Source organism: Crystallibacter permensis (assembly GCF_025960875.1).
Taxonomy (GTDB): Bacteria; Actinomycetota; Actinomycetes; order Actinomycetales; family Micrococcaceae; genus Crystallibacter; species Crystallibacter permensis.
This window is the reverse complement of sequence record NZ_JAODLR010000011.1, coordinates 115,843-139,490: the sequence shown is the minus strand read 5'-3', so window position 1 is coordinate 139,490 and position 23,648 is coordinate 115,843. Positions and strand designations below refer to the sequence as shown.

20 protein-coding genes and 2 tRNA genes are annotated in these 23,648 nt (G+C 63.8%); 20 read left to right on the top strand and 2 right to left on the bottom strand.

What is annotated here, in order from left to right; translation table 11 throughout:
* From B0G38_RS14025 to B0G38_RS13990, 8 genes are all read left to right on the top strand, one after another.
* Window positions 1–996, top strand: a 996-nt coding sequence (locus B0G38_RS14025) for an HNH endonuclease signature motif containing protein (RefSeq protein ID WP_264669972.1), incomplete at its 5' end; no start/stop codon positions are given.
* Window positions 997–1,283: 287 nt separating this feature from the next.
* Window positions 1,284–2,672 carry a glycine--tRNA ligase gene (locus B0G38_RS14020; RefSeq protein ID WP_264669971.1) on the top strand — a complete coding sequence of 463 codons (1,389 nt, stop codon included), beginning with the start codon at window positions 1,284–1,286 and terminating at the stop codon, window positions 2,670–2,672.
* 75 nt (window positions 2,673–2,747) lie between these two features.
* Window positions 2,748–3,659, top strand: coding sequence for a GNAT family N-acetyltransferase (locus B0G38_RS14015; protein ID WP_264669970.1), 912 nt, complete (start codon window positions 2,748–2,750; stop codon window positions 3,657–3,659).
* A gap of 122 nt (window positions 3,660–3,781) precedes the next feature.
* Window positions 3,782–5,173: a YibE/F family protein gene (locus tag B0G38_RS14010; protein ID WP_264669969.1), complete on the top strand. Its 1,392-nt coding sequence runs from the start codon at window positions 3,782–3,784 to the stop codon at window positions 5,171–5,173.
* Window positions 5,174–5,299: 126 nt separating this feature from the next.
* A complete protein-coding gene (dusB, locus tag B0G38_RS14005; RefSeq protein ID WP_169996513.1) occupies window positions 5,300–6,481 on the top strand; it encodes a tRNA dihydrouridine synthase DusB in 1,182 nt (393 codons plus the stop codon).
* Entirely contained in the window at window positions 6,465–7,769 is a 1,305-nt protein-coding gene (locus B0G38_RS14000; protein ID WP_413542070.1) for a deoxyguanosinetriphosphate triphosphohydrolase, read from the top strand. The genes dusB and B0G38_RS14000 overlap by 17 nt, the downstream gene beginning before the upstream one ends.
* A gap of 163 nt (window positions 7,770–7,932) precedes the next feature.
* Entirely contained in the window at window positions 7,933–9,978 is a 2,046-nt protein-coding gene (dnaG, locus tag B0G38_RS13995; protein ID WP_264669968.1) for a DNA primase, read from the top strand.
* A gap of 172 nt (window positions 9,979–10,150) precedes the next feature.
* A tRNA-Asn gene (locus B0G38_RS13990) sits at window positions 10,151–10,226 on the top strand.
* A 93-nt stretch (window positions 10,227–10,319) separates the two neighbouring features.
* Here the strand turns inward: B0G38_RS13990 and B0G38_RS13985 are convergent.
* Window positions 10,320–11,738: a GH1 family beta-glucosidase gene (locus B0G38_RS13985; protein ID WP_264669967.1), complete on the bottom strand. Its 1,419-nt coding sequence runs from the start codon at window positions 11,736–11,738 to the stop codon at window positions 10,320–10,322.
* 220 nt (window positions 11,739–11,958) lie between these two features.
* Between B0G38_RS13985 and B0G38_RS13980 the strand changes: the two genes are divergently transcribed.
* From B0G38_RS13980 to B0G38_RS13955, 6 genes are all read left to right on the top strand, one after another.
* Window positions 11,959–12,801, top strand: coding sequence for a phage holin family protein (locus B0G38_RS13980; protein ID WP_264669966.1), 843 nt, complete (start codon window positions 11,959–11,961; stop codon window positions 12,799–12,801).
* Window positions 12,802–12,902: 101 nt separating this feature from the next.
* Complete coding sequence (locus tag B0G38_RS13975) at window positions 12,903–13,556, top strand: CDP-alcohol phosphatidyltransferase family protein (RefSeq protein ID WP_264669965.1); 654 nt, start codon at window positions 12,903–12,905, stop codon at window positions 13,554–13,556.
* 57 nt (window positions 13,557–13,613) lie between these two features.
* The gene (locus tag B0G38_RS13970) at window positions 13,614–14,531 is read left to right on the top strand and encodes a DMT family transporter (RefSeq protein WP_264669964.1); all 918 of its coding nucleotides are present in this window, start codon (window positions 13,614–13,616) and stop codon (window positions 14,529–14,531) included.
* Between the two features lie 15 nt (window positions 14,532–14,546).
* The gene (locus B0G38_RS13965) at window positions 14,547–15,788 is read left to right on the top strand and encodes a glycosyltransferase (protein WP_264669963.1); all 1,242 of its coding nucleotides are present in this window, start codon (window positions 14,547–14,549) and stop codon (window positions 15,786–15,788) included.
* A 91-nt stretch (window positions 15,789–15,879) separates the two neighbouring features.
* Window positions 15,880–15,953, top strand: a tRNA-Ile gene (locus B0G38_RS13960).
* A 243-nt stretch (window positions 15,954–16,196) separates the two neighbouring features.
* Window positions 16,197–17,387, top strand: a complete 1,191-nt coding sequence (locus B0G38_RS13955) for an acyl-CoA dehydrogenase family protein (RefSeq protein WP_264669962.1) — start codon at window positions 16,197–16,199, stop codon at window positions 17,385–17,387.
* 22 nt (window positions 17,388–17,409) lie between these two features.
* Here B0G38_RS13955 and B0G38_RS13950 read toward each other — a convergent pair whose 3' ends face one another.
* Window positions 17,410–17,991 (bottom strand): M23 family metallopeptidase, encoded by a 582-nt coding sequence (locus tag B0G38_RS13950; protein WP_264669961.1) that lies wholly within the window; start codon window positions 17,989–17,991, stop codon window positions 17,410–17,412.
* 469 nt (window positions 17,992–18,460) lie between these two features.
* On the opposite strand from B0G38_RS13950, the gene rpsB reads away from it, so the two are divergent.
* The 6 genes from rpsB to B0G38_RS13920 all read left to right on the top strand — a co-directional run bounded on the left by rpsB (window position 18,461) and on the right by B0G38_RS13920 (window position 23,628).
* Complete coding sequence (gene rpsB / locus B0G38_RS13945) at window positions 18,461–19,405, top strand: 30S ribosomal protein S2 (protein WP_264669960.1); 945 nt, start codon at window positions 18,461–18,463, stop codon at window positions 19,403–19,405.
* A 126-nt stretch (window positions 19,406–19,531) separates the two neighbouring features.
* A complete protein-coding gene (tsf, locus tag B0G38_RS13940) occupies window positions 19,532–20,371 on the top strand; it encodes a translation elongation factor Ts (protein WP_264669959.1) in 840 nt (279 codons plus the stop codon).
* A gap of 189 nt (window positions 20,372–20,560) precedes the next feature.
* Window positions 20,561–21,310 carry a UMP kinase gene (gene pyrH, locus B0G38_RS13935; RefSeq protein WP_264669958.1) on the top strand — a complete coding sequence of 250 codons (750 nt, stop codon included), beginning with the start codon at window positions 20,561–20,563 and terminating at the stop codon, window positions 21,308–21,310.
* Window positions 21,311–21,423: 113 nt separating this feature from the next.
* On the top strand, window positions 21,424–21,981 hold the full coding sequence (gene frr / locus B0G38_RS13930; protein WP_074702753.1) for a ribosome recycling factor: 558 nt from the start codon (window positions 21,424–21,426) through the stop codon (window positions 21,979–21,981).
* Window positions 21,981–22,907: a phosphatidate cytidylyltransferase gene (locus tag B0G38_RS13925; protein WP_264669957.1), complete on the top strand. Its 927-nt coding sequence runs from the start codon at window positions 21,981–21,983 to the stop codon at window positions 22,905–22,907. The genes frr and B0G38_RS13925 overlap by 1 nt, the downstream gene beginning before the upstream one ends.
* Window positions 22,908–23,037: 130 nt before the next feature.
* On the top strand, window positions 23,038–23,628 hold the full coding sequence (locus tag B0G38_RS13920) for a DivIVA domain-containing protein (RefSeq protein WP_264669956.1): 591 nt from the start codon (window positions 23,038–23,040) through the stop codon (window positions 23,626–23,628).
* Window positions 23,629–23,648: the final 20 nt, after the last annotated feature.

Sequence of the window (23,648 nt, the reverse complement as noted above, 5' to 3'; positions counted from 1 at the left end):
CGCGCGGGCGTGATCACCCGGCAGGGCGACACCCTCCCGGACGAGGCGAAACCCGGCTTCGAACAGGCACTGCTGGGCGGGGCGCCGGATAAAACGCCGGGCGAGCTACGTTCCGCGGCGCGGAAACAGCGCGAGAAACTGAACCCGGAAACCATCACCGTGCGCCGCGAACGGCAGGTCAAGTGCCGCAGCGTGCACCTGGAACCGGCGGAGGACGGGATGGCGTTCCTGGGCGCGTACCTGCCCGCCGAGGAAGCGTACGCCGCGTACGACCGCCTCACCCAGGCCGCGCGGAGCCTGCAAACCAAGACGGAGACCCGCACGCTGGGGCAGCTGCGCGCGGATGTGTTCAGCGAGCTTCTGCTGCACGCTGGGATGGAGGCCGGACCGGCGGCCGGGATCCGGCCCGAAGTCGCGCTCACCGTGCCGGTGTTCACACTGATGGGCCTGGACGAGGAACCGGCCACCCTCGACGGGTACGGGCCGATCCCCGCCGACACCGCGCGCAAACTCTGCGAAGGTGCCACGTCGTTCTACCGGATCCTGACGCACCCCGAGACCGGGACCATCCTCTCCTACGGCAAAACCGTGTACCGGCCGCCGGCGGATCTGGCCCGCGCCGTCCGGCACCGCGATACCACCTGCACCGCGCCGGGCTGTACTGTTCCGGCGAAGGACTGCGACCTGGACCACACCATCGACTACCACGCGAACGGCGGCCGCGGCCGCACCGATTACGGCAACCTCGGCCCGCGCTGCGGCTCGGACCACCGGCTCAAATCCCTCGCCGGCTGGAAAGTCACCCAGACCAGGCCCGGCGAATTCACCACCACCACGCCCGGGAACCAGACCTACACCACCAAACCCGGCGACACCGGTACCGGACCACCCACCTTCACCGACCGGATCCTCGACGCGCTGCCCGACAACTTCCGCCGCCGCCTCAAACCCAAAAAACCACCACCACCGGAACCCGAAAAAGAACCACCATTCTGACAGGCCGTCACGCAGCTGGAGTGCGTTGTGCTGAAAATCCCTGAGGCAGCCGGTCGAACGAGCATCCGGTTTGATCAAGCCGTTCTTCATCACAACGGCGTCATGTCCGGGCAACGGTGTCGGGGGAGTCGGCAGGACTTGGGTAGGCTAACCTTGTAGCTTCGCTACGCACTGACCTGTGCGCAAAGACCGTCCTGACTACCTGCAAACGCAGGGCTCATTTCGATCTGCGCCCGAACCGAGCCGGACCGCACCCAGCGGCCCTGTAGAGACTGGAGAACCACCTGATGGCAGCAGCCAAATCCAAGCTTGATCCGATCATTTCGCTGGCCAAGCGCCGCGGCTTCGTGTTCCAGGCCGGTGAAATCTACGGTGGATCCCGCTCGGCATGGGACTACGGGCCTCTCGGCGTCGAGCTCAAAGAAAACATCAAGCGCCAGTGGTGGCAGACCGTTGTCCGCGGCCGCGACGACGTCGTCGGTTTGGATTCCTCCGTCATCCTGCCTCGCCAGGTATGGGAAGCATCCGGCCACGTGGATGTCTTCAGCGACCCGCTGGTTGAGTGCCTGAGCTGCCACAAGCGTTACCGCGCGGACCACCTTGAAGAAGAATTCGAAGAGAAGAAGGGCCGCGCGCCCGAAAATGGTTTGAAGGACATCGCCTGCGCCAACTGCGGCACCAAGGGCGAATGGACCGAACCGCAGGAATTCTCCGGCCTGCTTAAGACCTTCCTCGGTCCGGTGGCCAGCGAAGAGGGGCTGCACTACCTGCGCCCGGAAACCGCCCAGGGCATCTTCGTGAACTTCAACAATGTGCTCACCACTTCGCGCAAGAAGCCGCCGTTCGGCATCGGCCAGATCGGCAAGAGCTTCCGTAACGAGATCACCCCGGGTAACTTCATTTTCCGCACGCGTGAGTTCGAGCAGATGGAGATGGAGTTCTTCGTCGAGCCGGGCACGGATGAAGAATGGCATAAGTACTGGATCGAAAACCGCCTGCAGTGGTACGTGGATTTGGGTATCAACCCCGACAACCTGCGCCTGTTCGAGCACCCGTTGGACAAGCTGAGCCACTACTCCAAGGGCACCACGGATGTCGAGTACCGCTTCGGCTTCCAAGGATCTGAGTGGGGCGAGCTCGAAGGCATTGCCAACCGGACCGACTTTGACCTCTCCACCCACACGAAGCATTCCGGTACTGACCTGAGCTACTTCAACCAGGCGACCAACGAGCGCTACACCCCGTACGTCATCGAACCGGCTGCCGGACTGACCCGCTCGTTCATGGCGTTCCTCGTGGACGCGTTCGCGGAAGACGAGGCTCCCAACGCCAAGGGCGGCGTGGACAAGCGCACTGTACTCAAGCTGGATCCGCGTCTGGCTCCGATCAAGGCCGCCGTGCTGCCGCTGAGCCGCAACGAGGACCTGTCGCCGAAGGCCAAGGATCTCGGTGCCCAACTGCGCCGCACCTGGAACATCGATTTCGATGACGCCGGCGCAATCGGCCGCCGCTACCGCCGCCAGGACGAAATCGGCACCCCGTTCTGCATCACGGTCGATTTCGACACGCTTGAGGACCACGCAGTGACCATCCGCGAACGCGACTCGATGGCGCAGGAGCGGGTGAGCCTGGACAAGGTCGAAGGTTACCTGGCCGCACGACTTATCGGCGCCTGACCGACCCGCTGAGCTTCACCCGGTAGGTGCCGGCGAAACCGGCACCTACCTCAAGCAATTTCGCTAGGAGTAACCATGGCAGAGCTGAATTACCGTGAATGGCGCGACGGGGATGATCTGGCCCTACTGGAAATCTGGGGCGACCCGGAAACCACGCAGGTCCAGCATTTCCGCGGGGTGCTGCGTCCGTCGTCGGATCAGCCGTGGTCCCGTTGCATAGTTGCTGAGGACCAAGGTGTCGCCGTCGCTGCCGGTGTGGTCTATGAAACGAGCCTGCATCCGGAGCGGTTATGGACTTACGTCGAGGTAGCGCGGGACCACCGCCGTGCCGGTTTGGCGAGCACCCTCCTGGGCATGCTGCGCAAGGAAGCCGAGCAATCGCCGTCGGGCGTTACACGGTTGCGCGCCAAGGTGGAGCCGGAGAGCAGCGGCGCCGGCTTCGCGCGGGCCTCCGGGCTGACGCCAATTCAGACCTCGCGGGTGATCGTCGTGCAGCCGGGTGCGTTGCCGCTTCCGGACCTGACCGAAGCGGACGGTCCGCAGCTGGAAGAAGCAGCCACGGGTTCTGTGGAATTGACGACGGCGGTGACGGACTTTTACAACTCCGTCCATGTCTGGGACCGGGCGGACATGACGCTCGGGCGTGCCCAGCAGATGCTGCTCAGCGACGCGACCGGTGCTTCCGGTGCGGTGGTGCTGCGCAGCGCTCCCAGGGATAAGGGCGGAACCATCAGCGCCTTCGCCGTCAGCTATACGCAGGAGCGGACGGACGCTCCGGCGGACGTTCTGCTCGGCTACGACACTGCGCTGGAACCGGACGCGGCCCAGCAAGCTGTCCGCCAGCTACTTGCGATGCTGGTGCACCAGTACCCGGTGCAGTTGGAAGTGGATGACTCCATGACGGCCGTGGTAGCAGTGCTGGATCCGCTGCTCGCGGCCGGCACGGCGCAGCAGCTCGGCCCGGCAACTTCTATCGTCAGCGACTGATCCTCCACAGCAAGCGTCGGCGACTGTTCCTCCACAACTGCGCGACCGCGTCACCAGTGGAGCGCCGCGCCATCTAGCAGTAACTACCCTCCCGCATCCACCCTCCCGCGCGAAGGATTTCCTTGGGCCACTCCCACTCCCATGCAACCGAGGACCAGGGGCCGCCGAGTGCCGAGACACTGGCTGCCCGGCGCAAGGCCAACCTCCTGCTCGCGGCAATCCTGCTGCCGATTACCGTCCTGACGCTGATCGGCATGATCGCGCTCTGGCCGTCTGGCGACCGTACCGGCGTTGCCGTCACCGACCCGTATGCCACGGCCCCCGGCGTGACTTTCGACGTCGGCACCGTGCAGCGGGTGGCGATCGAAACCTGCCCATCGTCCGCGGCAGCTGTTGAGGCGGGGGCGGAAGCACAGGAATGCATGGTCGCCTATACCCAGCCCGATGCGGGTGGCTCGCCACTGCAGGTGGAAGTGACGCCTGAGATTGCCAAGTCCCGCGGCGTGGAAGCGGGGGACAAGATCCGCTACCTGAACCTGAGCGAAATCATGCCCGGTCAGCCCGGGACGTTCATCTTCGTGGACTTTGTCCGCAGCATTCCGATCGTGCTGCTGGCCGTGCTGTACGCCGTCGTTGTTGTATCGGTGGCCCGCTGGCGCGGCTTCCGGGCGATGCTGGGGCTGGTCGGCGGGTTCATCGTGATGGCGCAGTTCATCCTGCCCGGGCTGGTGGAGGGAAAACCTCCGCTGCTGCTGGGACTGATCGGCTCGATTGTGATCATGGTTGGCGTGCTGTATTTCGCGCATGGTTTTTCCGCCCGGACTTCCACGGCGCTGCTGGGCACGCTGTTCGGGCTCGGCATTACGGCGGTGATGTCGGCGTGGGCCACGGACGCTGCCTACCTGACCGGGGTGGGGGACGAGGACACCTACCAGCTGGTCAATATGGGCGGCCAGATGTCGCTCTCGGGCATCATCATGTGTGGGCTGATCATCTCCGGGCTCGGCGTGCTGAACGATGTGACCATCACGCAGTCCTCCGCCGTCTGGGAGATGTACGAGCTGGCGCCGGGAGCATCGGCCAAACGGCTGTTCACGGGTGCCATGCGCGTGGGGCGTGACCACATTGCCTCCACCGTCTACACCATCGCTTTTGCCTACGCCGGCGCCGCGCTGCCGGTGCTGATCCTGGTCTCGCTGTATGAGCGTCCGCTGTTCGACACGCTGACCAGCGGCGAGCTTGCGGAGGAGATCGTCCGTACCTTGGTCGGTTCCATCGGGCTGGTGCTGGCGATCCCGGTGACCACCTTGATCGCCGTGCTGGTAGTCAAGGCCACCGGCATCCGCCGTACCGAGGAGGTCACAGTGGGAGTAGCAGGGGGAGAGGCCCTCGCTATGGCGGGTATAGACCGTGGACAGGCCGCCGAGCGGGCCCATCTGACTAACGACGGCGGCGGCTCACCGGGGCACGAACTGCCCACCCGGCGCGGGCGGCGCCGCGCGGAAGAGACCTGAGAAGAGACATGAGAAGAGGCGGCCCCTGCCTGCCATCGGGCCGCCCAATCGCCCCGGTTTCCGCCAGTGTTCGGCATTATCCACAGTGGTTTCGGCAGATTTGCGTGGTTTTGAGAGAATAGGTAAGTGACTGTTACCGCTGTACCTACGTCGGACACCCGCTTGGAGCTGCCTCCGCTCAAGCTCGGGCCGCTGACCGTTGATGCTCCCGTGATCCTGGCGCCCATGGCCGGGATCACCAATAAGGCATTCCGCCGGCTCTGCCGCGAGTACGGCGGCGGACTCTACGTCTCCGAAATGGTGACCTCCCGCGCGCTGGTCGAGCGCAGTCCGGAGTCGATGCGCATCATCTCGCACGACGAGGACGAGAAGGTCCGCTCCGTCCAGCTGTACGGCGTGGACCCCCAGACCGTCGGCGCCGCCGTGCGCCTGCTGGTCGAAGAGGACCGCGCGGACCACATCGATCTCAATTTCGGCTGCCCGGTGCCTAAGGTCACGCGCAAGGGCGGCGGTTCGGCTCTACCATGGAAGCTGGATCTGTTCACCGGCATTGTGCAGACTGCGGTGAAGGAAGCGTCCAAGGGCAACATTCCGCTGACCATCAAAATGCGCAAGGGGATCGACGACGACCACCTGACGTACCTGGATGCCGGCCGGATCGCGCGTGACGCCGGAGTTGCCGCCGTCGCGCTCCATGGCCGGACGGCCTCCCAGTTCTACTCGGGCAAGGCGGATTGGTCCGCCATCGCCACCCTCCGTGAGGCGCTGCCGGACATTCCTGTGTTGGGCAACGGCGATATCTGGAGCGCCGAGGATGCCATCCGCATGGTCCGCGAGACCGGGGTGGATGGCATCGTCGTCGGCCGCGGCTGCCAGGGCCGGCCATGGCTCTTCGGCGACTTGCAGGCCGCGTTCGAGGGCAGCGACCGTCGTTTCCGCCCCGGCCTGAAAGAGGTTGCGGAAAGCGTCTACCGCCACGCGCAGCTGTTGATCGAAACTTTCGGCGACGAGGGCAAGGCGCTGCGGGACATCCGCAAGCACATGGCCTGGTACTTCAAGGGTTACATGGTGGGCGGCGAACTGCGTGCCAAGCTGGCCACCGTTCCCACGCTTGAGGTGCTGCGCGAACTGCTGGACACTCTGGACATGAGCGCCCCGTATCCGGGTGCCGACGCGGAGGGGCCGCGCGGCCGCGCAGGCTCGCCCAAGCGGACCGCCCTGCCGGAGAAGTGGCTGGAATCGCGGCTGCTCAACGACGCCCAGCAGGCTGATATCTCTGCTGCCGAATTGGATGTTTCCGGTGGCTGAGAACACCGTCATTACTCCGGCGCCGCTGATGCCCGGCTATACGGAAACGGACCAGGAACGCTGGGTCGCCGAGCCTGCCAAGAGCACCTACCGCACGCATTTCGAGCGCGACCGTGCCCGCGTGCTGCATTCCTCGGCGCTGCGCCGGCTCGGAGCGAAGACCCAGGTGGTCTCCCCGGACACGGATGACTTTGTCCGCACCCGGCTGACGCACAGCCTGGAGGTCGCGCAGGTCGGCCGCGAACTCGGCCGCACCCTGGGTTGTGACCCTGACGTGGTGGATGCCGCCTGCCTGGCGCACGACCTGGGGCACCCGCCCTTCGGGCATAACGGGGAGACCGCACTCAACGCCGCGGCGCACGCCATCGGCGGGTTCGAGGGCAACGCCCAGACGCTGCGCCTGCTGACCCGGCTGGAACCGAAGGTGCTGCGTGCTGACGGCTCGCCCGCGGGGCTGAATCTGACCCGGGCCAGCCTCGATGCGGCCTGCAAGTACCCGTGGTCGGTGGCGGACGCCCCGGTCATCCACGGCAAGCGGACCAGCAAGTTCGGCGCGTACGAGGACGACCTGCCGGTCTTCAACTGGCTGCGGGAGGGTGCGCCGCAGCGGCGCTCCTGCATCGAGGCGCAGGTCATGGATCTGGCCGACGATATTTCCTACTCCGTGCATGACGTCGAGGACGCCATCGTGGCAGGGCGCGTGCAGCTGAAGTGGATGGAAAATCCGGACCACCGCAGCCGCGTTATCGGCTACACCCAGCAGTGGTACCTGCCGCACAGCGACCCGGCCGAGGTCGACGCCGCACTCTCGCGGCTGCAGGCCTCCGGCGTGTGGGTACCGGAAGCGGACGGCAGCCGCAGGGCCATGGCCGCGCTGAAGGACATGACCAGCCAGTTGATCGGACGGTTCTGCTCCAGCGCGCTGGAAGCTACCCGCTCCATCTACGGTCCTGATCCGCTGACCAGGTACGCCGCGGAACTGGTTGTGCCGCAGGAAACGGTTATGGAGATCGCCGTCATGAAGGGCCTGGCCACCACTTTCGTCATGACCACGGATCTGCGCCAGCCCATCTACGAGCGCCAGCAGGAAATCCTCACGGATCTGGTGCACGAGCTGCACGCCACCGGCGCGCAGCATCTTGAGCAGCCCTTCGTCGCCGATTGGCGTTCAGCTAACGACGACGGCGCCCGGCTTCGCGTGGTCATCGACCAGATTGCGTCGCTGACCGATGTATCGGCAATCGCACTGCATGAACGCCTGATGGGCTCGCACCGGACCCTGCTCTGATACCCCTTCAGAGGGCCCGCACGGTTGTGCAGCATCCCAGCTCGGGGTGCGCTCGTGCTGCCCGGGTCTGCACCTTTCCTGCACAACGGGCAGTGTCGTTGAGGATGTGCCCATGCGGGAGCCGGGTGCCGGACGATTTGGAGCGATTGCCTAAACTGGTTGCATGGCCGGACTGATTAAGCGTGAAGACATCGATGAGGTCCGCCAGCGTACAGACATCAAGGAGATCGTTGACGGGTACGTCACGCTCAAATCCGCTGGCATCGGTTCGTTCAAGGGCCTCTGCCCGTTCCACGACGAGCGCTCCCCGTCGTTCCATGTCCGCCCGCAGGTAGGCAGCTACCACTGCTTCGGTTGCGGGGAGGGCGGCGACGTAATTTCCTTTGTCCAGAAGATGGACCACGGTACGTTCAGCGAGACGGTGGAGAAACTGGCCCACCGGATCAACTTCACCCTTCGCTACGAGGACGGCGGAACCGGGCCCCGACGCGAAGACGTCGGCAAGCGGCAGCGGATGCTGGATGCCCATAAAATCGCGGCGGAGTTCTTCCGGGAGCAGTTGCTGACACCGGGCGGTGCTACCGGACGGCAGTTCTTGTCCGGACGCGGTTTCGACCAGGCAGCCGCGGACCATTTCGGCGTGGGGTACGCACCGCAGGGCTGGGACTCGCTGCTCAAACACCTCACCGGCCGAGGCTTCACCCAGGATGAGCTGAAGTTGACCGGTATGTTCTCCGAGGGCAACCGGGGCATCTACGATCGTTTCCGCGGCCGCCTGATCTGGCCCATCAGGGACATCGCGGGGGATACCGTCGGCTTCGGTGCACGCAAACTCTTCGAGGACGACCAGGGGCCGAAGTACCTGAACACCCCGGAAACCACCCTCTACAAGAAATCCCAGGTGCTGTACGGGATCGATCTCGCCAAGCGCGACATTGCCCGGAACCGCCAGCTTGTCGTCGTGGAAGGGTACACCGATGTCATGGCCTGCCATCTGGCAGGCATCGGTACCGCGGTTGCCACCTGCGGTACCGCCTTCGGCACGGACCACATCAAGATCGCCCGGCGTTTGCTTTCCGACGACGGCACGGGCGGCGAGGTGATCTTCACCTTCGACGGCGACGCCGCGGGCCAGAAGGCTGCCCTGCGGGCCTTCGACGAGGACCAGCGGTTTATCGCCCAGACCTTTGTGGCGGTGGAACCCAACGGGGCCGATCCCTGCGACCTGAGGTTGAGCAGGGGAGAGGCGGCGGTCAGGGATCTGATCGGTTCCCGGCGTCCGCTGTTCGAATTCGCTATCAAGGCGACCCTGAAGAAATTCGACTTGAACACGGTCGAAGGCCGCGTCCAGGCGCTGCGGGCATCGGCGCCGGTAGTAGCCCAGATCCGCGACTCCGCGATGCGGCCTGCCTACTCCCGTGAACTGGCCGGTTGGCTCGGAATGGAAGTGGACGAAGTGCTGCGCGCTGTCTCGGGTGCGGCCAAGCGCCTGCGGGAACAGCAACAAGAAGGCGCCGTCGCCGGCAACGGCCAGGCTAGGCCGGGCGCGGCGCACCAGACCCAGCAGGGCGGATCCAGCCAGCAGAGGAATGCTGGCCAGGAGCGGTACCCTGGCCAGCAGGGACGCTCGGGGCAGTTTTCCCAGCGTCCGCCGGAAGGCCGGCAGTATCCGACAGGCCCCTACGAATCCAGCCGCCGCGGGTCCGGCCCCGATAATTCTGTGCCGGCGCCGGCCTTCACCCGTCCCGACCCGAGAGATCCGGTGGCGCGCATGGAGCGGGAGGCGTTGGAAGTTGCGCTCCAGCAGCCTGGTTTGCTGGACGCCGGCCAGTGGCAGAGTTTTACCGAAGTGAGGTTCCGCACTCCGGCCCACGCCCTGGTGCATGATGCGGTGCGGGCTGCCGGGTTCGCCGGGGCTACGCCGTCGCAATGGGTGGAAAGCGTTAGGCAGGAGGTTCCCGAGGAACTTCGGTCACTCGTGTCCGAACTGGCGGTCACACCCTTGCCTGCGCACAACGACGATGCGCTGAAGTCGTACTGCAAAGGCATCCTGAACCGGCTGTTCGACCTGCAGATCACTCAGCTCAAAGCCGAAAAGATGGGCCAGCTCCAACGGATGGACCCGTCGGCGGACCCGGAGCTGTTCCAGCAGCTGAACCGGGAACTGATGGAGCTCGAAATGCAGCGCCGGGCGTTGCGCTCGGAATAGCGAACGCCGATTTGGCATTTCCGGTCAGGTTTACGTAAACTCATTGAGGCCTTGATGGAGCCGCAAAGCTTCCGAAAATGGTGTTCTGAACCGATGTTCTATACGTCAGGAACTGGAAAAGTTCAGGATTTCACTTCCGGGAAAAAGCCTTGTAAGGTTGTATCTGCCGCTTTCCCCCGTAGCTCAATTGGCAGAGCATTCGACTGTTAATCGAAGGGTTACTGGTTCGAGTCCAGTCGGGGGAGCCACCAAAAAAGACCCCGTCCTGTTACCAGGGCGGGGACTTTTTTATTGCCCGTTTCCACTGGGGCGACGGGATCGGGGACTATAGGCCGATTGGTTCAGCCCACGGGCACGCTGTTGGTGCCGGCCACGTCGGCAAACCAGGAGCCGCTGGCTTTGACCGTTCGCTCGAAGGTTTCGTAGTCCACCCGCACGAGGCCGAAACGCTTGTGATATCCCCAGGCCCATTCGAAGTTGTCCATAAGTGACCAGCCGAAGTAGCCGCGAAGGTCTACTCCGGCGCTGATGGCCTTGTGGCACTGGAATAAATGCGCACGGATGAATTCGAGCCGATCCGGATCCTCCACGGCACCGTCGGGGCCGACTGCATCGTCATATGCTGCTCCGTTTTCCGTGATGTAGAGCGCCGTACCTGCTGGGCCGCTGTAGTCCTCCTGCAACCGTGTCAGCAGCCGGTACAGTCCCTCCGGCTGTACCTCCCAGCCCATCGCCGTCGTCGGCAGTCCCCGCGGCACCACGGAAACCTGGTCAGCTGCCGGGTAGGGCGATGCAAGCGGACGTTCCACAGGCGCGGCATGTGCGTTCCCTGCATCTGCCCGGGGATGGCCGGTTACTGCTTCACCGTGGTAGTAATTCACTCCCAGCGTGTCAATGGGTGCGCTGATCGTGCTCATGTCACCCGGCAGGATGCGCTCTTCGAGTCCGTATTTGGCGACGTCGGCAAGGAAGTCCGCCGGATAGGCGCCGTGGAATACCGGATCCAGAAATGCCCGGTTGAACTGGCCGTCGAGGCGGCGCGCTGCATCCTGATCTGCTGGATCATTGGGGTCGACCGGATCTACCACCGTGAAATTGAGCGTGAGGCCAAGCTTGGCCTTGGGCGCCCGCTGCCGCAACTCCGTCACGGCCAGGCCATGCCCCAGCAGCAAATGGTGCATGGCGGCGAGAGAATCCGGACGGGACTGACGCCCCGGTGCGTGCACCCCGGAACCATAGCCAAGGAAAGCCGAGCACCATGGCTCGTTCAGCGTGGTCCACACATCCACGCGGTCGCCGAGCAACTCGTGGACGGCCAGCGCATACTCGGCGAAGCGGTAAGCCGTGTCCCGGTTCGCCCAACCGCCGTCGTCTTCGAGCGCCTGCGGCAGGTCCCAGTGGTAGAGCGTCAGCCACGGTTTGATCTGCGCAGCATGCAGTTCATCGACGAGTCGGGAGTAGAAGTCCAAGCCGGCGGTATTGGTCTTCCGGCCATCGGGCTGGATGCGCGGCCAGGAAGTCGAGAACCGGTAGGAGTCCAGATTCAGCGACCGCATCAGGGCCACATCCTCCTGGTAGCGGTGGTAGTGGTCGCAGGCTTCGTCTCCGGTGTGTCCGTCGACGACGGCGCCGGGCAGGCGGCAAAACGTGTCCCAGATCGAATCGCCCCGGCCGTCTTCGCCCGCAGCGCCCTCTACCTGGTAGGCGGCCGTCGCGGCTCCCCACAGAAAGCCCTTGGGGAAATGCAACACTTCGCTCATATCCGGCTCCGACCTGTGCTGATGGTGTCAATGGCTGGCTGTCAGCATAGTGTTGGAAGTACCGGAGCGTAAGCGTTTACTGTCTCGGAAGCATTGCAATTGCCGAAGATCTTCGCGTTTGAATGTCGTCCTCATGGCTGAGGGGTTGAATTCAGGCAGAATGATAATTTTAGACTGTGGACACTCGAGCACTACCAAACTAGCAATGGAGGCAGAGCCCATGACTCGCGTTGACAACACCAGGACCACTACTGCGGGAAGCAGATCCTCCCTGGTGTCACTGGTCAAAATGGCCGGGCGATTGCTGCCTCGCCAGATCAGTGACGAGCTTTCGCTGGCTGCCGTCGAGCTCAAGGGCAAAGGCGTCAAGGTCGGCGTCGCCGCTGCCCTTCTGGCCGTTGCCCTCGTGTTCGTTGCCTTTATGGTTATTGCCTTGCTCGTTGCCGCCATCATGGGCCTTGGCGAAGTCATGGAACCGTGGCTTGCGGCGCTGCTCGTGGCGCTGCTGTTCCTGGTCCTGGCCGCCATTGTGGGCCTGATCGGTGCGCTGCGGCTGAAGAAGACCATGCCGTTGCTGCCTGAGCATGCGCTGTGGGGCATCAAGTACGACATTGGCGTGCTGAAGGAAGGCCGCAGCTTTGATCCGGCCACGCTGGACCAGAAGCCGGTGAAGAAGGAAAAGCCGGAACAGGCAGAGGAAGACCAGACGCCCAAGGAACCGGCTCCTTCGCTGGAAGAACTGCGCAACCGCTCCGGGGAGCGCCGCGAACATCTCGCGCGCATCCGCGATGGGCTGGGCGAGAAGCTCGATCCCAAGCCGCAGAGCGAAAGGATCAAGGCCAACGCCAGCGAGGCTGCCGCCAAGGCCCGTGAAGCGGCCGAGACCCGCATCGCAGCTGTCCGGGGCTCGTCTACGGGCTCGCATGCCGGCGCAACTGCGACGGGCACCGGTTCCGGGTCAGGTCTTCAAGATGAACTGCAGGACCGCTGGAAGCCGCTGGCTGCGCTGGCAGCATCTTTGGCCGCATTCTTCGTGTTGCTGCGCAAACTGCTGCGCCAGTAATCGAAAACCAGCGGCTGGACCGTGTGCCGCTGGTTGAGTAACTGCACATCAGCACCACTCCGTTCCCTGCGGAAGGTGCGTCAGTGAAGAGGGGAGGGACAGTGAAGCTGATTGGTGCCGGTTCCCGGGATAACTACGAATACCGGGAACTGCAGACGTTCTGGACGGTACCGAACATCATTACTGTCCTTCGTTTCCTCGCGGTCCCGCTGTTTATCCGGTACATCGCACTGGAGGATTACGCAGCGGCCACCATCGTGCTCGTCATTCTTGGAACAACCGACTGGGTGGACGGTTACTTGGCGCGTCGCTTGAACCAGATCTCCTCGGTGGGCAAATGGCTGGATCCGGTCGCGGACCGCCTGGCACTGATCATCGTAGCCATCACTTTCGTGGTCGCCGGCATCGCGCCGCTGTGGCTACTGCTGGCCATCGTCATCCCGGACGGAATCCTGCTGGCGTTCTCGCTCGCTCTTTTCCACGGGAATCCGAACCTGCCGGTGACCAACATTGGCAAAATCCGGACGGCGCTGCTGCTGGTCGGAACCCCGCTTCTGCTGCTGCATAAGGCCCTCGAACCCGGAGAGGACTGGCTGGCGGTTACTGCCTACGCGATCCTCATCCTCGGCTGCCTGGGCCATCTGCTGGCGTGGTGGGGATACATGCGCGGTGTATGGCGGAAGCATCTTGCCAAACGGGGGCAACAGCCGGACAGCCCCGCCGGCTCCGCTGTCAATGGGCACACGAATGGTTGACGGTCCGCCGGCAGACGGGAAACGGAGTGCACCAGGAACAACGGCAGTCAGGACCACATGGTCTGGCTAGCGATCCTCTGCGCGCTGGCCGGTGCTTGCTTCCTTGCCCTTGGAACGCAGCGTCAGGCCAGTGCGGTGCAGGCAAACACCGGCGGGCTCTCCCTCAGCGTCAGCGGACTGCTGCGGCTGCTGCGCAATCCGCGATGGGTTGTGGGGCTGCTGCTGTTGGGCGTCGGCATGGGACTGAACGTGTTCGCGCTCGTCAGCGCCCCACTCACGGTTGTCCAGCCAATCGGTGCCATCGCTCTGGTAATCACCACCATCGTGAACTCGAAGGACCAAGGGATCCGGCTGAACCGAATGACGGTTGTGGCGATCACCGCCTGCGTCACCGGAAGCGCGGGCTTCGTTCTGCTGGCGGTCAACGTCACCGGGGAGAGCCACCGGGTTACAGCGGCAGAGGAGCTGTCGACGGTACTGCTGCTCGCCGTCGTTGTTGCGGTTTTCCTCTCGCTGGAACTGATGTTCCGGCACCGCTTGAACGCTTTCGCCTACATCCTCGGCGCCGGGATGCTCTTCGGCTTTGTCGCCGTCCTGGTGCGGATCATCGGCTTGCACCTGTTCGACCCCAACGGGCGCTTCCTGGCCAACGTGCCGGTGTACAGCTTCATCGCGATTATTGCCGCTGCGGGTCTGGGAGCGTGGTTTGTCCAGAGCGCCTACTCCAGCGGACCGCCGGACCTGGTGATAGCCGGACTGACCGTCATTGATCCTCTTGTCGGCATCGCCATCGGTATTTTCCTGCTGGGGGAACTGAAACCCGACGTCGAACCCGTCATCGCGATTGCCATGATTGGCGTGGGTTTGGTTGCTATTGTGGGGGTCATTGCTCTTTCAAGACATCATCCGGACGTACTGCAAAAACGAGAAGAAGCACGACGGCGGGCCCAGGCCGCCGCGACCAGGAAGCCTTAGGTACGAACAGATCATATGAACAGCATCGTCACAACCGACCAGGGAGTTCTGCGCCAGGTGAGCGGGAACAAGGGACCAAGACCGCTCAAGATCCTGGTCGCCGCCGACACCTATCTGCCGGATGTCAACGGGGCGGCGGTGTTCGGCCTACGGCTGGCCCAAGCCATGTCCAAGCGGGGGCACGGCGTGCATGTCGTCGCGGCGCGCCCGGAGCAGGGAACCACCTATGTGGAGCACCGCCCCGAAGCGGCTGTGCACCGGCTCCGCTCGCATTCGGTGCCCACACACGAGTCATGGCGCATTTGCTTCCCCTGGGAGATCAGGCGGGACATGAAGCGGATCTTCGACGAGGTCCAGCCGGACGTGGTCCACATCCAGTGCCACTACATGATCGGCCAGGCCACCATGGCCGAAGCGGTCCGCCGCGGAATCCGGGCCATTGCTACGAACCACTTCATGCCCGAAAATCTCGAACCGTTCCTGCCGTTCCCGCAGTGGTTCCTCGACATTGTTGCCAAGAACTCCTGGCGCGACATGGGCAAGATCATGGGCAAGGCAGCGGTAGTCACCACTCCTACACCGCTGGCCGCGAAGGCCATGAAGGAGCACGCCTTCCTGCACAAGGTGCTTCCGCTCTCCAACGGCATTGACTCAGCCCATTACGAACTGGCGCCGGGCGAAGTCGTCGAGAAATCTGACCATCCCACGGTCCTTTTTGCGGGCCGGCTGGCCCAGGAGAAGCACGTGGACGTGCTGATAGAAGCGATCTCGCTGACGGACCCTGACCTCAACGTCCATCTGGAAATAGTCGGCGAAGGCGAAGTGCGGCCCATGCTCGACGCCAAGGTGGCCGAGCTTGGTATGGCCGGGCGGGTGAAGTTCCTGGGCCACGTGGACGACGACGAACTGCGGCTCGCGTACCTTCGGGCGACTGTCTTCTGCCAGCCGGGTACGGCGGAGCTGCAGTCCCTGGTCTCGCTGGAGGCCATGTCCGCGAGCAAGCCGGTGGTCCTGGCCAATGCCATGGCCCTGCCGCACCTGGTCGACGACGGCGTCAACGGTTACCTCTTCACCCCGCGGGATCCGGTCGACCTGGCCGCCAAACTGGACCTGGTGCTGAAGCAGTCACCGGAGGACATCCAGGCCATGGGCGAGGCCAGCCACGACAAGGCGGCCAAACATGCCATCGATAAGACCATGGACACCTTCGAGAAGCTGTACCGCGGCGGATCGGTGGACGACTTCTTGCCGAGCTGACGGCGCCGCGCGTCTCAAGGTGCGCGGGGCCGCGCGTAACCATTAGGATGGCTACGTCGAAACTGCTCGCAGCTGATCGCGAGGCAGTCATGGGGCGGTAGCTCAGCAGGTCAGAGCAGAGGACTCATAATCCTTTGGTCCTGGGTTCAAGTCCCAGTCGCCCTACAGCAGGACCCCAGCGGTTGCTGGGCACAGAGGCTCCGGCCGGATCTGATTCGGGATCCAGCCGGGGCCTTTGACATGCCCGGCGTCATCGGCGTCCCAGTTGCTTGCGAAGCCCGGTTTTGCTGACTGGCTTTCATGGGGCCAAGGTTGCCCGCTGCAGACGAATAGGTTATGTTACTGACGAGTAACATAACCACCGGGATGTGCTGTCGCGTCCTGGAGCCGTCAGTAAAGGATGCACCCATGGGCCAGACTGTCATTGATCCGAACAATCTCCCTTATGCCGATGGGGACTTCTACGCCTTCGAGGAAGTTCTCTCTGCCTCGGAGCGCGCCCGGCTGCATGAGGTCCGTGACTGGCTGGCCAAGGAAGTCCGGCCGATCGCAGTGGATTATTGGAACCGGGGAGAGTTCCCCATGGAAATCATCCCGAAGCTGGCCGAGCTCGACGTTGTCAGCCCTGTCCGGAGGCAGGGACATTCCAACCTGCTGGCCGGGCTGCTACATGCGGAGTTCACGCGTGCGGATACCTCCATCGCGACATTCATGGGAGTCCATGACGGGCTGTTCACCGGATCCATCGAGGCACTGGCCTCACAGGAGCAGCAGGATGCGTGGCTGCCCGACATCTATTCCTTGAAGAAGATCGGGGCCTTCGGCCTGACGGAACCGCTGGGTGGCTCGGACGTTGCCGGCGGTACGCGCACCACAGCTATCCGGGACGGGGGAAGCTGGATCCTCAACGGCGCCAAGCGCTGGATCGGCAATGCCACGTTCTCCGACTGGGTGGTGATCTATGCCCGGGATGCGGCGGACAATCAGGTCAAGGGATTCCTGGTGGATACCACGCTGGAGGGCTACCAGGCCACGAAGATCGAGAACAAGATCAGCCTGCGCACGGTGCAGAACGCGGACATCATTCTCGACAACGTGGTGGTGCCGGATGAATTCCACCTCAAGGGCGCCAACAGCTTCAAGGACACCAACAAGGTGCTGAAGGTGACCCGGCTGGCTGTGGCATGGCAGGCGGTTGGGCAACAAATGGCGGCCTTCGACGTCGCACGCCGCTATGCCGTCGAGCGGCACCAGTTCGGCAAACCGCTGGCCTCCTTCCAGTTGGTGCAGGACCAACTCGTCCAGATTCTGGGCAACACGGTGGCGTCCATGGGCATGATGGTGCGCCTCGCCCAGTTGGAGGACTTGGGCGCCGCGAAGGACGAACAGTCCGCACTCGCCAAAGCGTTCACTACGGCGCGCATGCGTGAGTCGGTGGCGCTCGGTCGTGGAATCCTCGGCGGCAACGGCATTGTCACCGACTACGAGATGGCCAAGATCTTCGCCGATGCCGAGGCTATCTACTCCTACGAGGGAACCCAGGAGATCAACTCGCTGGTTACCGGCCGGGCTATCACGGGCATCGCCGCGTTCGTTTAGCCTCACTCCGCGGCGTTTGGCTTCATTCCATAGGCCGGGGGAGCAGGACCGAGGGCCTCATGTCCATCACGAACTGCAGCGGGTTGATGTATTCCTCACCCTGCCGCACTCCCCAGTGCAGACAGCCGGGCGGGCAGTGCGACGCTCCATCCACGGTCCCCAACTCGGCGCCCTTGTCCACCGGATCGCCCTTCTGCAATTCGCTGGATACAGGTTCAAAGTTGCTGCGCAGTCCGTTGCCGTGGTCGATGGTGATGACGGGGCGGTCCACAACCCAGCCGACGAAGCTGACGGTACCGTCCTGCGGAGCGAGTACTGATGCGCCGTCGTGCGTCTCGAGGTCAACCCCTCGGTGCCCGCGCGACCAGGGCTCGGGCGGGGGATCAAACCCCGCCAGCACCGCAGGCTTCGGATCCGTCGGCCAGCTCCACACCGGGGCGTAAATGCCGGTCGTGCCAGTCGAGGGCGGTGTGCCGGGCAGCGGGACGTTGGCTGCAGTCAACAGCAGAACGACGGCGGCTGCCCACGCCAGACGAAGAATGTGCGGGGAGAAGGGCGGCTGGGATCTGCTGGGGGACTGTTCAAGGGGGCCGGGCAATTCCATAGGGTCGATGCTGCGCGTTGTGATGCAGCGGCGCGAGGGTCCCGGTGCCGGATGTGCGCACGACTCCCGCGTGCGGCAGTTGTGCAGGACGGGTGGAACAGCCGGCCGAAGTACGCAGGTTTCGGGGAGGAAGAGCGGCGAAGTGCGACCCCTGACGTGTAGTACACTAGGCAAAGCAGTTTTCTGCCTCCATGAGTCATGTCTTGGTCCTGTTTATCCGTTTGGAATTTACGGCCCGGATGCATGGTGGGAGAGCTGACTACGCGTTTCCGTTTCCCGCCGCAGAGTCTTCTGTGGCAGGGGTATGTCCAGGCGGTCCGGTAAAGCCGGTCCGGACTTACGTCCCGTTTGCGAACAGGACTGACGGAAGCCAGGAGCTTCGCCCGAACCCGGGCGGTGAGCTAATAACCGTCTATTGGCAGAATCTACCCGCGCTGAAGCCGGGAATCCTGCCGGAAGGAGTGACGACATGCCAGTCGTTACCATGCGCCAGCTGCTCGACAGCGGCGTTCACTTTGGTCACCAGACCCGTCGTTGGAACCCGAAGATGAAGCGCTTCATCTTCACCGAGCGCAACGGCATCTACATCATTGACCTGCAGCAGTCGCTGTCCTACATCGACCGCGCCTACGAGTTCGTCAAGGCCACTGTCGCCCACGGCGGCACCGTGCTCTTCGTCGGTACTAAGAAGCAGGCCCAGGAAGCAATTGCCGAGCAGGCCACCCGCGTTGGCCAGCCGTATGTGAACCAGCGCTGGCTCGGCGGTATGCTGACCAACTTCCAGACCGTTTCCCGCCGGATCCAGCGTCTGAAGGAACTCGAAGAGGTCGACTTCGACGACGTCGCCGGCTCTGCCTACACCAAGAAGGAGCTGCTGCTCCTGAAGCGCGAGCTGACCAAGCTCCAGACCACCCTCGGTGGCATCCGCAACCTGACCAAGGCTCCGTCCGTGGTCTGGATCGTGGACACCAAGAAGGAGCACCTCGCAGTTGACGAGGCGCAGAAGCTGAACATCCCGGTTGTCGCCATCCTCGACACCAACTGCGATCCGGACGAGGTCGACTTCCCGATTCCGGGCAACGACGACGCCATTCGCTCCGTCAACCTGCTCACCCGCGTTGTCGCCGACGCCGTTGCTGAGGGCCTGATCGCCCGCCAGAACAAGGCTGCCGGCAACACCGAGGCACCCGTCGAGCCAATGGCCGAGTGGGAGCGCGAGCTGCTCGAGGGTAGCTCCGAGGCTCCGGCCGCTGAAGCCAAGACCGAAGAGGCGCCCGCCGCCGAGGCCCCGGCCGCTGAAGCCACGACCGAAGAGGCACCTGCCGCCGAGGCTCCGGCTGAAGAGGCTCCTGCCGCGGAAGCTGCTGCTCCGGCCGAGGCTGCTGAAGCTCCGGCTGCAGAGACCGACAAGTAAATCTGATCTTCAGCCGCGGGTGACCTAGCCACCTGCGGAGGATGTCTGCTGGTGCGGCCGGCCGAATTTCGGCCGGCCGCACTGGCGGAATACACAACTACTTATTACGGAGGGACTGGAGTCCAAATGGCGAATTACACCGCTGCTGATATTAAGGCTCTGCGCGAGCGCACCGGCGCTGGCATGATGGATGTCAAGAAGGCTCTCGACGAGGCCAACGGCGACGCCGACAAGGCCATGGAGCTCATTCGCATCAAGGGCCTGAAGGGCGCTACCAAGCGTGAAGGCCGCTCCACCGCCGAGGGCCTGGTTGCCGCCAAGGTCATCGACGGAACCGTCGGTGTCATGGTCGAGGTCAACTGCGAAACCGACTTCGTTGCCAAGTCCGCCAAGTTCATCGAACTGGCCGACAAGGTTCTTTCGGTTGCCGTCGAGTCCGGCGCTGCCGAACTGGACGCACTGCTGGCCACCGACGTCGAGGGCAAGCCGCTGAGCGAGGTTGTCGTCGAAGAGGGCGCCATCCTCGGCGAGAAGATTGTTGTCCGCCGTCTTGCACGCCTCGAAGGCAAGACCGTTGACGCTTACCTCCACAAGACGTCCAAGGACCTGCCCGCCCAGGTGGGCGTGCTGTTCGCAGTTGACGCCGTGGGTGAGGCTGCTGTCGAGGCCGCGCACGACGTGGCCGTGCACATTGCTGCCTACTCGCCGTCCTACCTGGTCCGCGAAGAAGTTCCGGCCGAGACGGTAGAGAACGAGCGCCGGATCGCTGACGAGACCGCTCGCGCCGAGAACAAGCCCGAGGCTGCGCTGCCGAAGATCGTCGAAGGCCGCCTCAACGGCTTCTTCAAGGAGATCGTGCTGCTCGACCAGCCGTTCGCCAAGGACCCGAAGGTCAACGTTGGCAAGGTCCTCGAGCAGGCCGGTGCGAACGCATCCGGTTTCGCCCGGTTCCGCGTAGGCGCCTGATAGCATCGCGCTTAGCAAATAATGGCATGCGCCGTCCGCGGCGCAGCACCGTGTAGCGAGGAGGGGGTGGTCACCCACAGGTGGCCGCCCCTTTTTCCTGCCCAGAATAACAGACTTCAGTCCAGTTCAGTCCAGTTCAGTCCTTACAGGTCCTTTTCCCCAGGACCAACAGCACGCCCGGGAGGCACGATGGAACCCCAGCACGCAACCGAAACCCAGTCCGCCGAGGTGGAGCCCAAGCGGCGCCGCGTTCTGCTCAAGCTCTCCGGCGAAGTTTTCGGCGGGGGAAAACTCGGCGTCGATCCGGACACCGTCCGCGGCGTCGCCAAGCAGATCGCGGCAACCGTGGGACAGGTCGAGGTCGCGATCGTGGTCGGCGGCGGCAACTTCTTCCGCGGCGCGGAACTCTCGCAGTCCGGGATGGACCGCTCCCGCGCCGATTACATGGGGATGCTGGGCACCGTCATGAACTGCCTCGCGCTGCAGGACTTCCTCGAACAGGCCGGCGTGGACACCCGCGTCCAAAGCGCCATCACCATGGGCCAGGTTGCCGAGGCTTACATTCCCCGCCGCGCCATCCGCCACATGGAAAAGGGCCGGGTGGTCATCTTCGGCGCCGGCGCCGGGCTGCCGTATTTCTCCACTGACACCGTTGCTGCCCAGCGTGCGCTGGAAGTCCATGCCGACGTCGTACTCATGGCCAAGAACGGGGTCGACGGGGTTTACACAGCGGACCCGAAGAAGGATCCGGCTGCCGAAAAGCTGGACAGCCTGACTTACGACGACGCGATGCGCCGCAATATCCGTGTCATGGACCAGACGGCCTTCAGCCTGTGCAAGGACAACAAGCTGGCCATGGTTGTCTTCGGCATGGAAGGCGAGGGCAATGTCAGCCGCGCCATCCTGGGCGAGAAGATCGGGACCTTCGTGTCCGCCTAAGCGCACCCGCGCAGAACCCGGAGCGCCTGCCCGTCAGCGGTTCCGGATAGCCTAGGATGGATAACAGAGTCCTTGCCGCCATGAAGGCGGACATAATTGTCTAAGGAGACGCCGTGATCGAAGAAACAATGCTAGAGGCTGCCGAGAAGATGGACAAGGCGGTGGAAGTGGCGAAGGAAGACTTCGCGACGATCCGTACCGGCCGCGCGAACCCGGCATTGTTTTCGAAGGTCACCGTCAACTACTACGGTTCGCCGACCCCGCTGCAGCAGCTGGCTTCGTTCCAGAACCCGGAAGCACGCACCCTGCTCATCACCCCGTTCGACAAGTCGGCGCTGAATGACATTGAGAAGGCCCTGCGGGATTCGGACGTCGGCGCGAACCCGGCTAATGACGGCAACGTTATCCGCGTGGTGCTGCCGGAGCTGACCCAGGAACGCCGCAAGGAATACGTCAAGATTGTCCGCGGCAAGGCCGAGGACGCGAAGGTGTCCATCCGCAACATCCGCCGCAAGGCGATGGACAACATCGCCAAGCAGGTCAAGGACGGCGACATCGGTGAAGACGAGGGCGCGCGCGCCGAGAAGGAACTGGACGCCAGGACCAAGGCCCATACGGACAACGTGGATGAGCTGCTCAAGCGCAAAGAAGCTGAGCTGCTCGAAGTCTGATGGGTACCGACCAGCCTTCCACCCAGGCTGGCGGTTCGCCGGCACCTGAGGCTGGTTCCGGGTCTCAGAAGGCCGGACCAGGACGACGGGCACTGCGGGCCGCGGCCACGCCTTCACGGGCAGGGCGCGACCTTCCCGCCGCCATCATCGTCGGCCTGGCACTTCTCGTGGCCGTCCTGGTGGGACTCTTCTTCCTGCCCGACGCGTTTGTGGTGCTGGTATCGGTTTTCGCGCTGATCGGGGTCTGGGAAGTTTCCCGTGCGCTGACAGTCAAGAGCATCTTCGTGCCGCAGGTGCCGCTGTATGCCGGAGCCTTCGCCATGCCGCTCGCCGCCTACTACGGTGGCCCGGAAGCACTGGCGTTCGCGCTGGTGGCGTCCGCGGTTGCGATCATGATCTACAAATGCCTGGACCGGGCTCATGATGCCGTCCGCAGCATCATGAGCGGAGTTTTCATTCTCTGCTGGGTGCCGCTGTTCATCAGCTTTGCCGTGCTGCTGCTGGACGAGGACAACGGCGCGCTGAAAGTGATGACCCTGCTGTTGCTGGTGGTCTCCAACGACACTTTCGGTTATCTGGTGGGGGTACTGTTCGGCAAGCATCCGATGGCTCCGAAAATCAGCCCGAAGAAATCCTGGGAGGGTTTCGCCGGATCGGTGGGCGGCGCCGTCGTTGTTGGAATTCTCTGCTCGGTGTTCATCCTTGACCTGCAGTGGTGGTTCGGGCTGGTGCTGGCGATTGCCACCGTCGCCGCCTCCTCGGCCGGGGATCTGGCCGAATCCATGGTCAAACGCGAGCTCGGCATCAAGGACATGAGCAACATCCTGCCCGGCCACGGCGGCGTCATGGACCGGCTCGATTCCATCGTTTTCGCCGCGCCGGTGGCCTATGTGCTTGCCGTGCTGCTGGCGCCGGGGGCGATCTGAAGCCAGCCCGGCAGCAGCAGGCAGACTGCATAAATAATTCAAGAACGCGTTCCGGCGGGCTCGCCGGGCACAGGTATTGGGGAGTTTGGCACAGCAGATGTCACTACTGAAGAGGGAAGCATCGAGGACGATGGTGCGACAAAAGAATGAGGCTGGCCGGGGCAGTGCACCCTTCGAACGCGTGGGGCGCCGCGAGCACGGTTACAACGTCCGGCAGGTTGACCAGTTCCTGTCCCGCGCCCGGGAGTACTACAACGCCAACGACCCGGACAGCGGGCAGATCACCAGCCGCGACGTGCGCGGAATGACTTTCGAGCCGGCCCGCGGCGGTTATGACCCACGCGCGGTCGACTCGGCGTTGGACCGGCTGGAGGATGTCTTCGCGCAGCGGGAGCGCGACGCGTTGATCGTGGCGGAGGGTGAGCAGGCCTGGCTGGCCCAGATCGGCCGCGTTTCGGCCGTGCTCCGCGCCCGGCTCCACCGCGAGCCCGGGGACCGCTTCCGCCGTCCGGCCAAACGCAATGCCACCAGCTACAACGTGGAGGACGTGGACGCGCTCTGCTCCGAGTTGCTGGCCTACTTTGAAAACGACCAGCCGCTGAGCGTCGACATTGTCCGTCGTTCGGTGTTTCGCGAGGCCAAGGGCCAGGACGGCTACGAGGAAACCCAGGTGGATGCGTTCCTGGACCGTGTTGTCGAGCTCATGGCGGCTATTGACTGATTAACGTCGCGCCGTGCTTA

Coding starts and splice junctions, on each gene's coding strand:
- B0G38_RS14000 (WP_413542070.1), top strand. CDS start 6,465: ATGTTTCCGGTGGCTGAGAACACCGTCATTACTCCGGCGCCGCTGATG.
- B0G38_RS13965 (WP_264669963.1), top strand. CDS start 14,547: ATGAACAGCATCGTCACAACCGACCAGGGAGTTCTGCGCCAGGTGAGC.
- B0G38_RS13970 (WP_264669964.1), top strand. CDS start 13,614: ATGGTCTGGCTAGCGATCCTCTGCGCGCTGGCCGGTGCTTGCTTCCTT.
- B0G38_RS13920 (WP_264669956.1), top strand. CDS start 23,038: ATGGTGCGACAAAAGAATGAGGCTGGCCGGGGCAGTGCACCCTTCGAA.
- B0G38_RS14015 (WP_264669970.1), top strand. CDS start 2,748: ATGGCAGAGCTGAATTACCGTGAATGGCGCGACGGGGATGATCTGGCC.
- rpsB (WP_264669960.1), top strand. CDS start 18,461: ATGCCAGTCGTTACCATGCGCCAGCTGCTCGACAGCGGCGTTCACTTT.
- B0G38_RS13950 (WP_264669961.1), bottom strand. CDS start 17,991: ATGGAATTGCCCGGCCCCCTTGAACAGTCCCCCAGCAGATCCCAGCCG.
- B0G38_RS13955 (WP_264669962.1), top strand. CDS start 16,197: ATGGGCCAGACTGTCATTGATCCGAACAATCTCCCTTATGCCGATGGG.
- dnaG (WP_264669968.1), top strand. CDS start 7,933: ATGGCCGGACTGATTAAGCGTGAAGACATCGATGAGGTCCGCCAGCGT.
- pyrH (WP_264669958.1), top strand. CDS start 20,561: ATGGAACCCCAGCACGCAACCGAAACCCAGTCCGCCGAGGTGGAGCCC.
- tsf (WP_264669959.1), top strand. CDS start 19,532: ATGGCGAATTACACCGCTGCTGATATTAAGGCTCTGCGCGAGCGCACC.
- B0G38_RS13925 (WP_264669957.1), top strand. CDS start 21,981: ATGGGTACCGACCAGCCTTCCACCCAGGCTGGCGGTTCGCCGGCACCT.
- B0G38_RS13980 (WP_264669966.1), top strand. CDS start 11,959: ATGACTCGCGTTGACAACACCAGGACCACTACTGCGGGAAGCAGATCC.
- B0G38_RS14020 (WP_264669971.1), top strand. CDS start 1,284: ATGGCAGCAGCCAAATCCAAGCTTGATCCGATCATTTCGCTGGCCAAG.
- B0G38_RS13985 (WP_264669967.1), bottom strand. CDS start 11,738: ATGAGCGAAGTGTTGCATTTCCCCAAGGGCTTTCTGTGGGGAGCCGCG.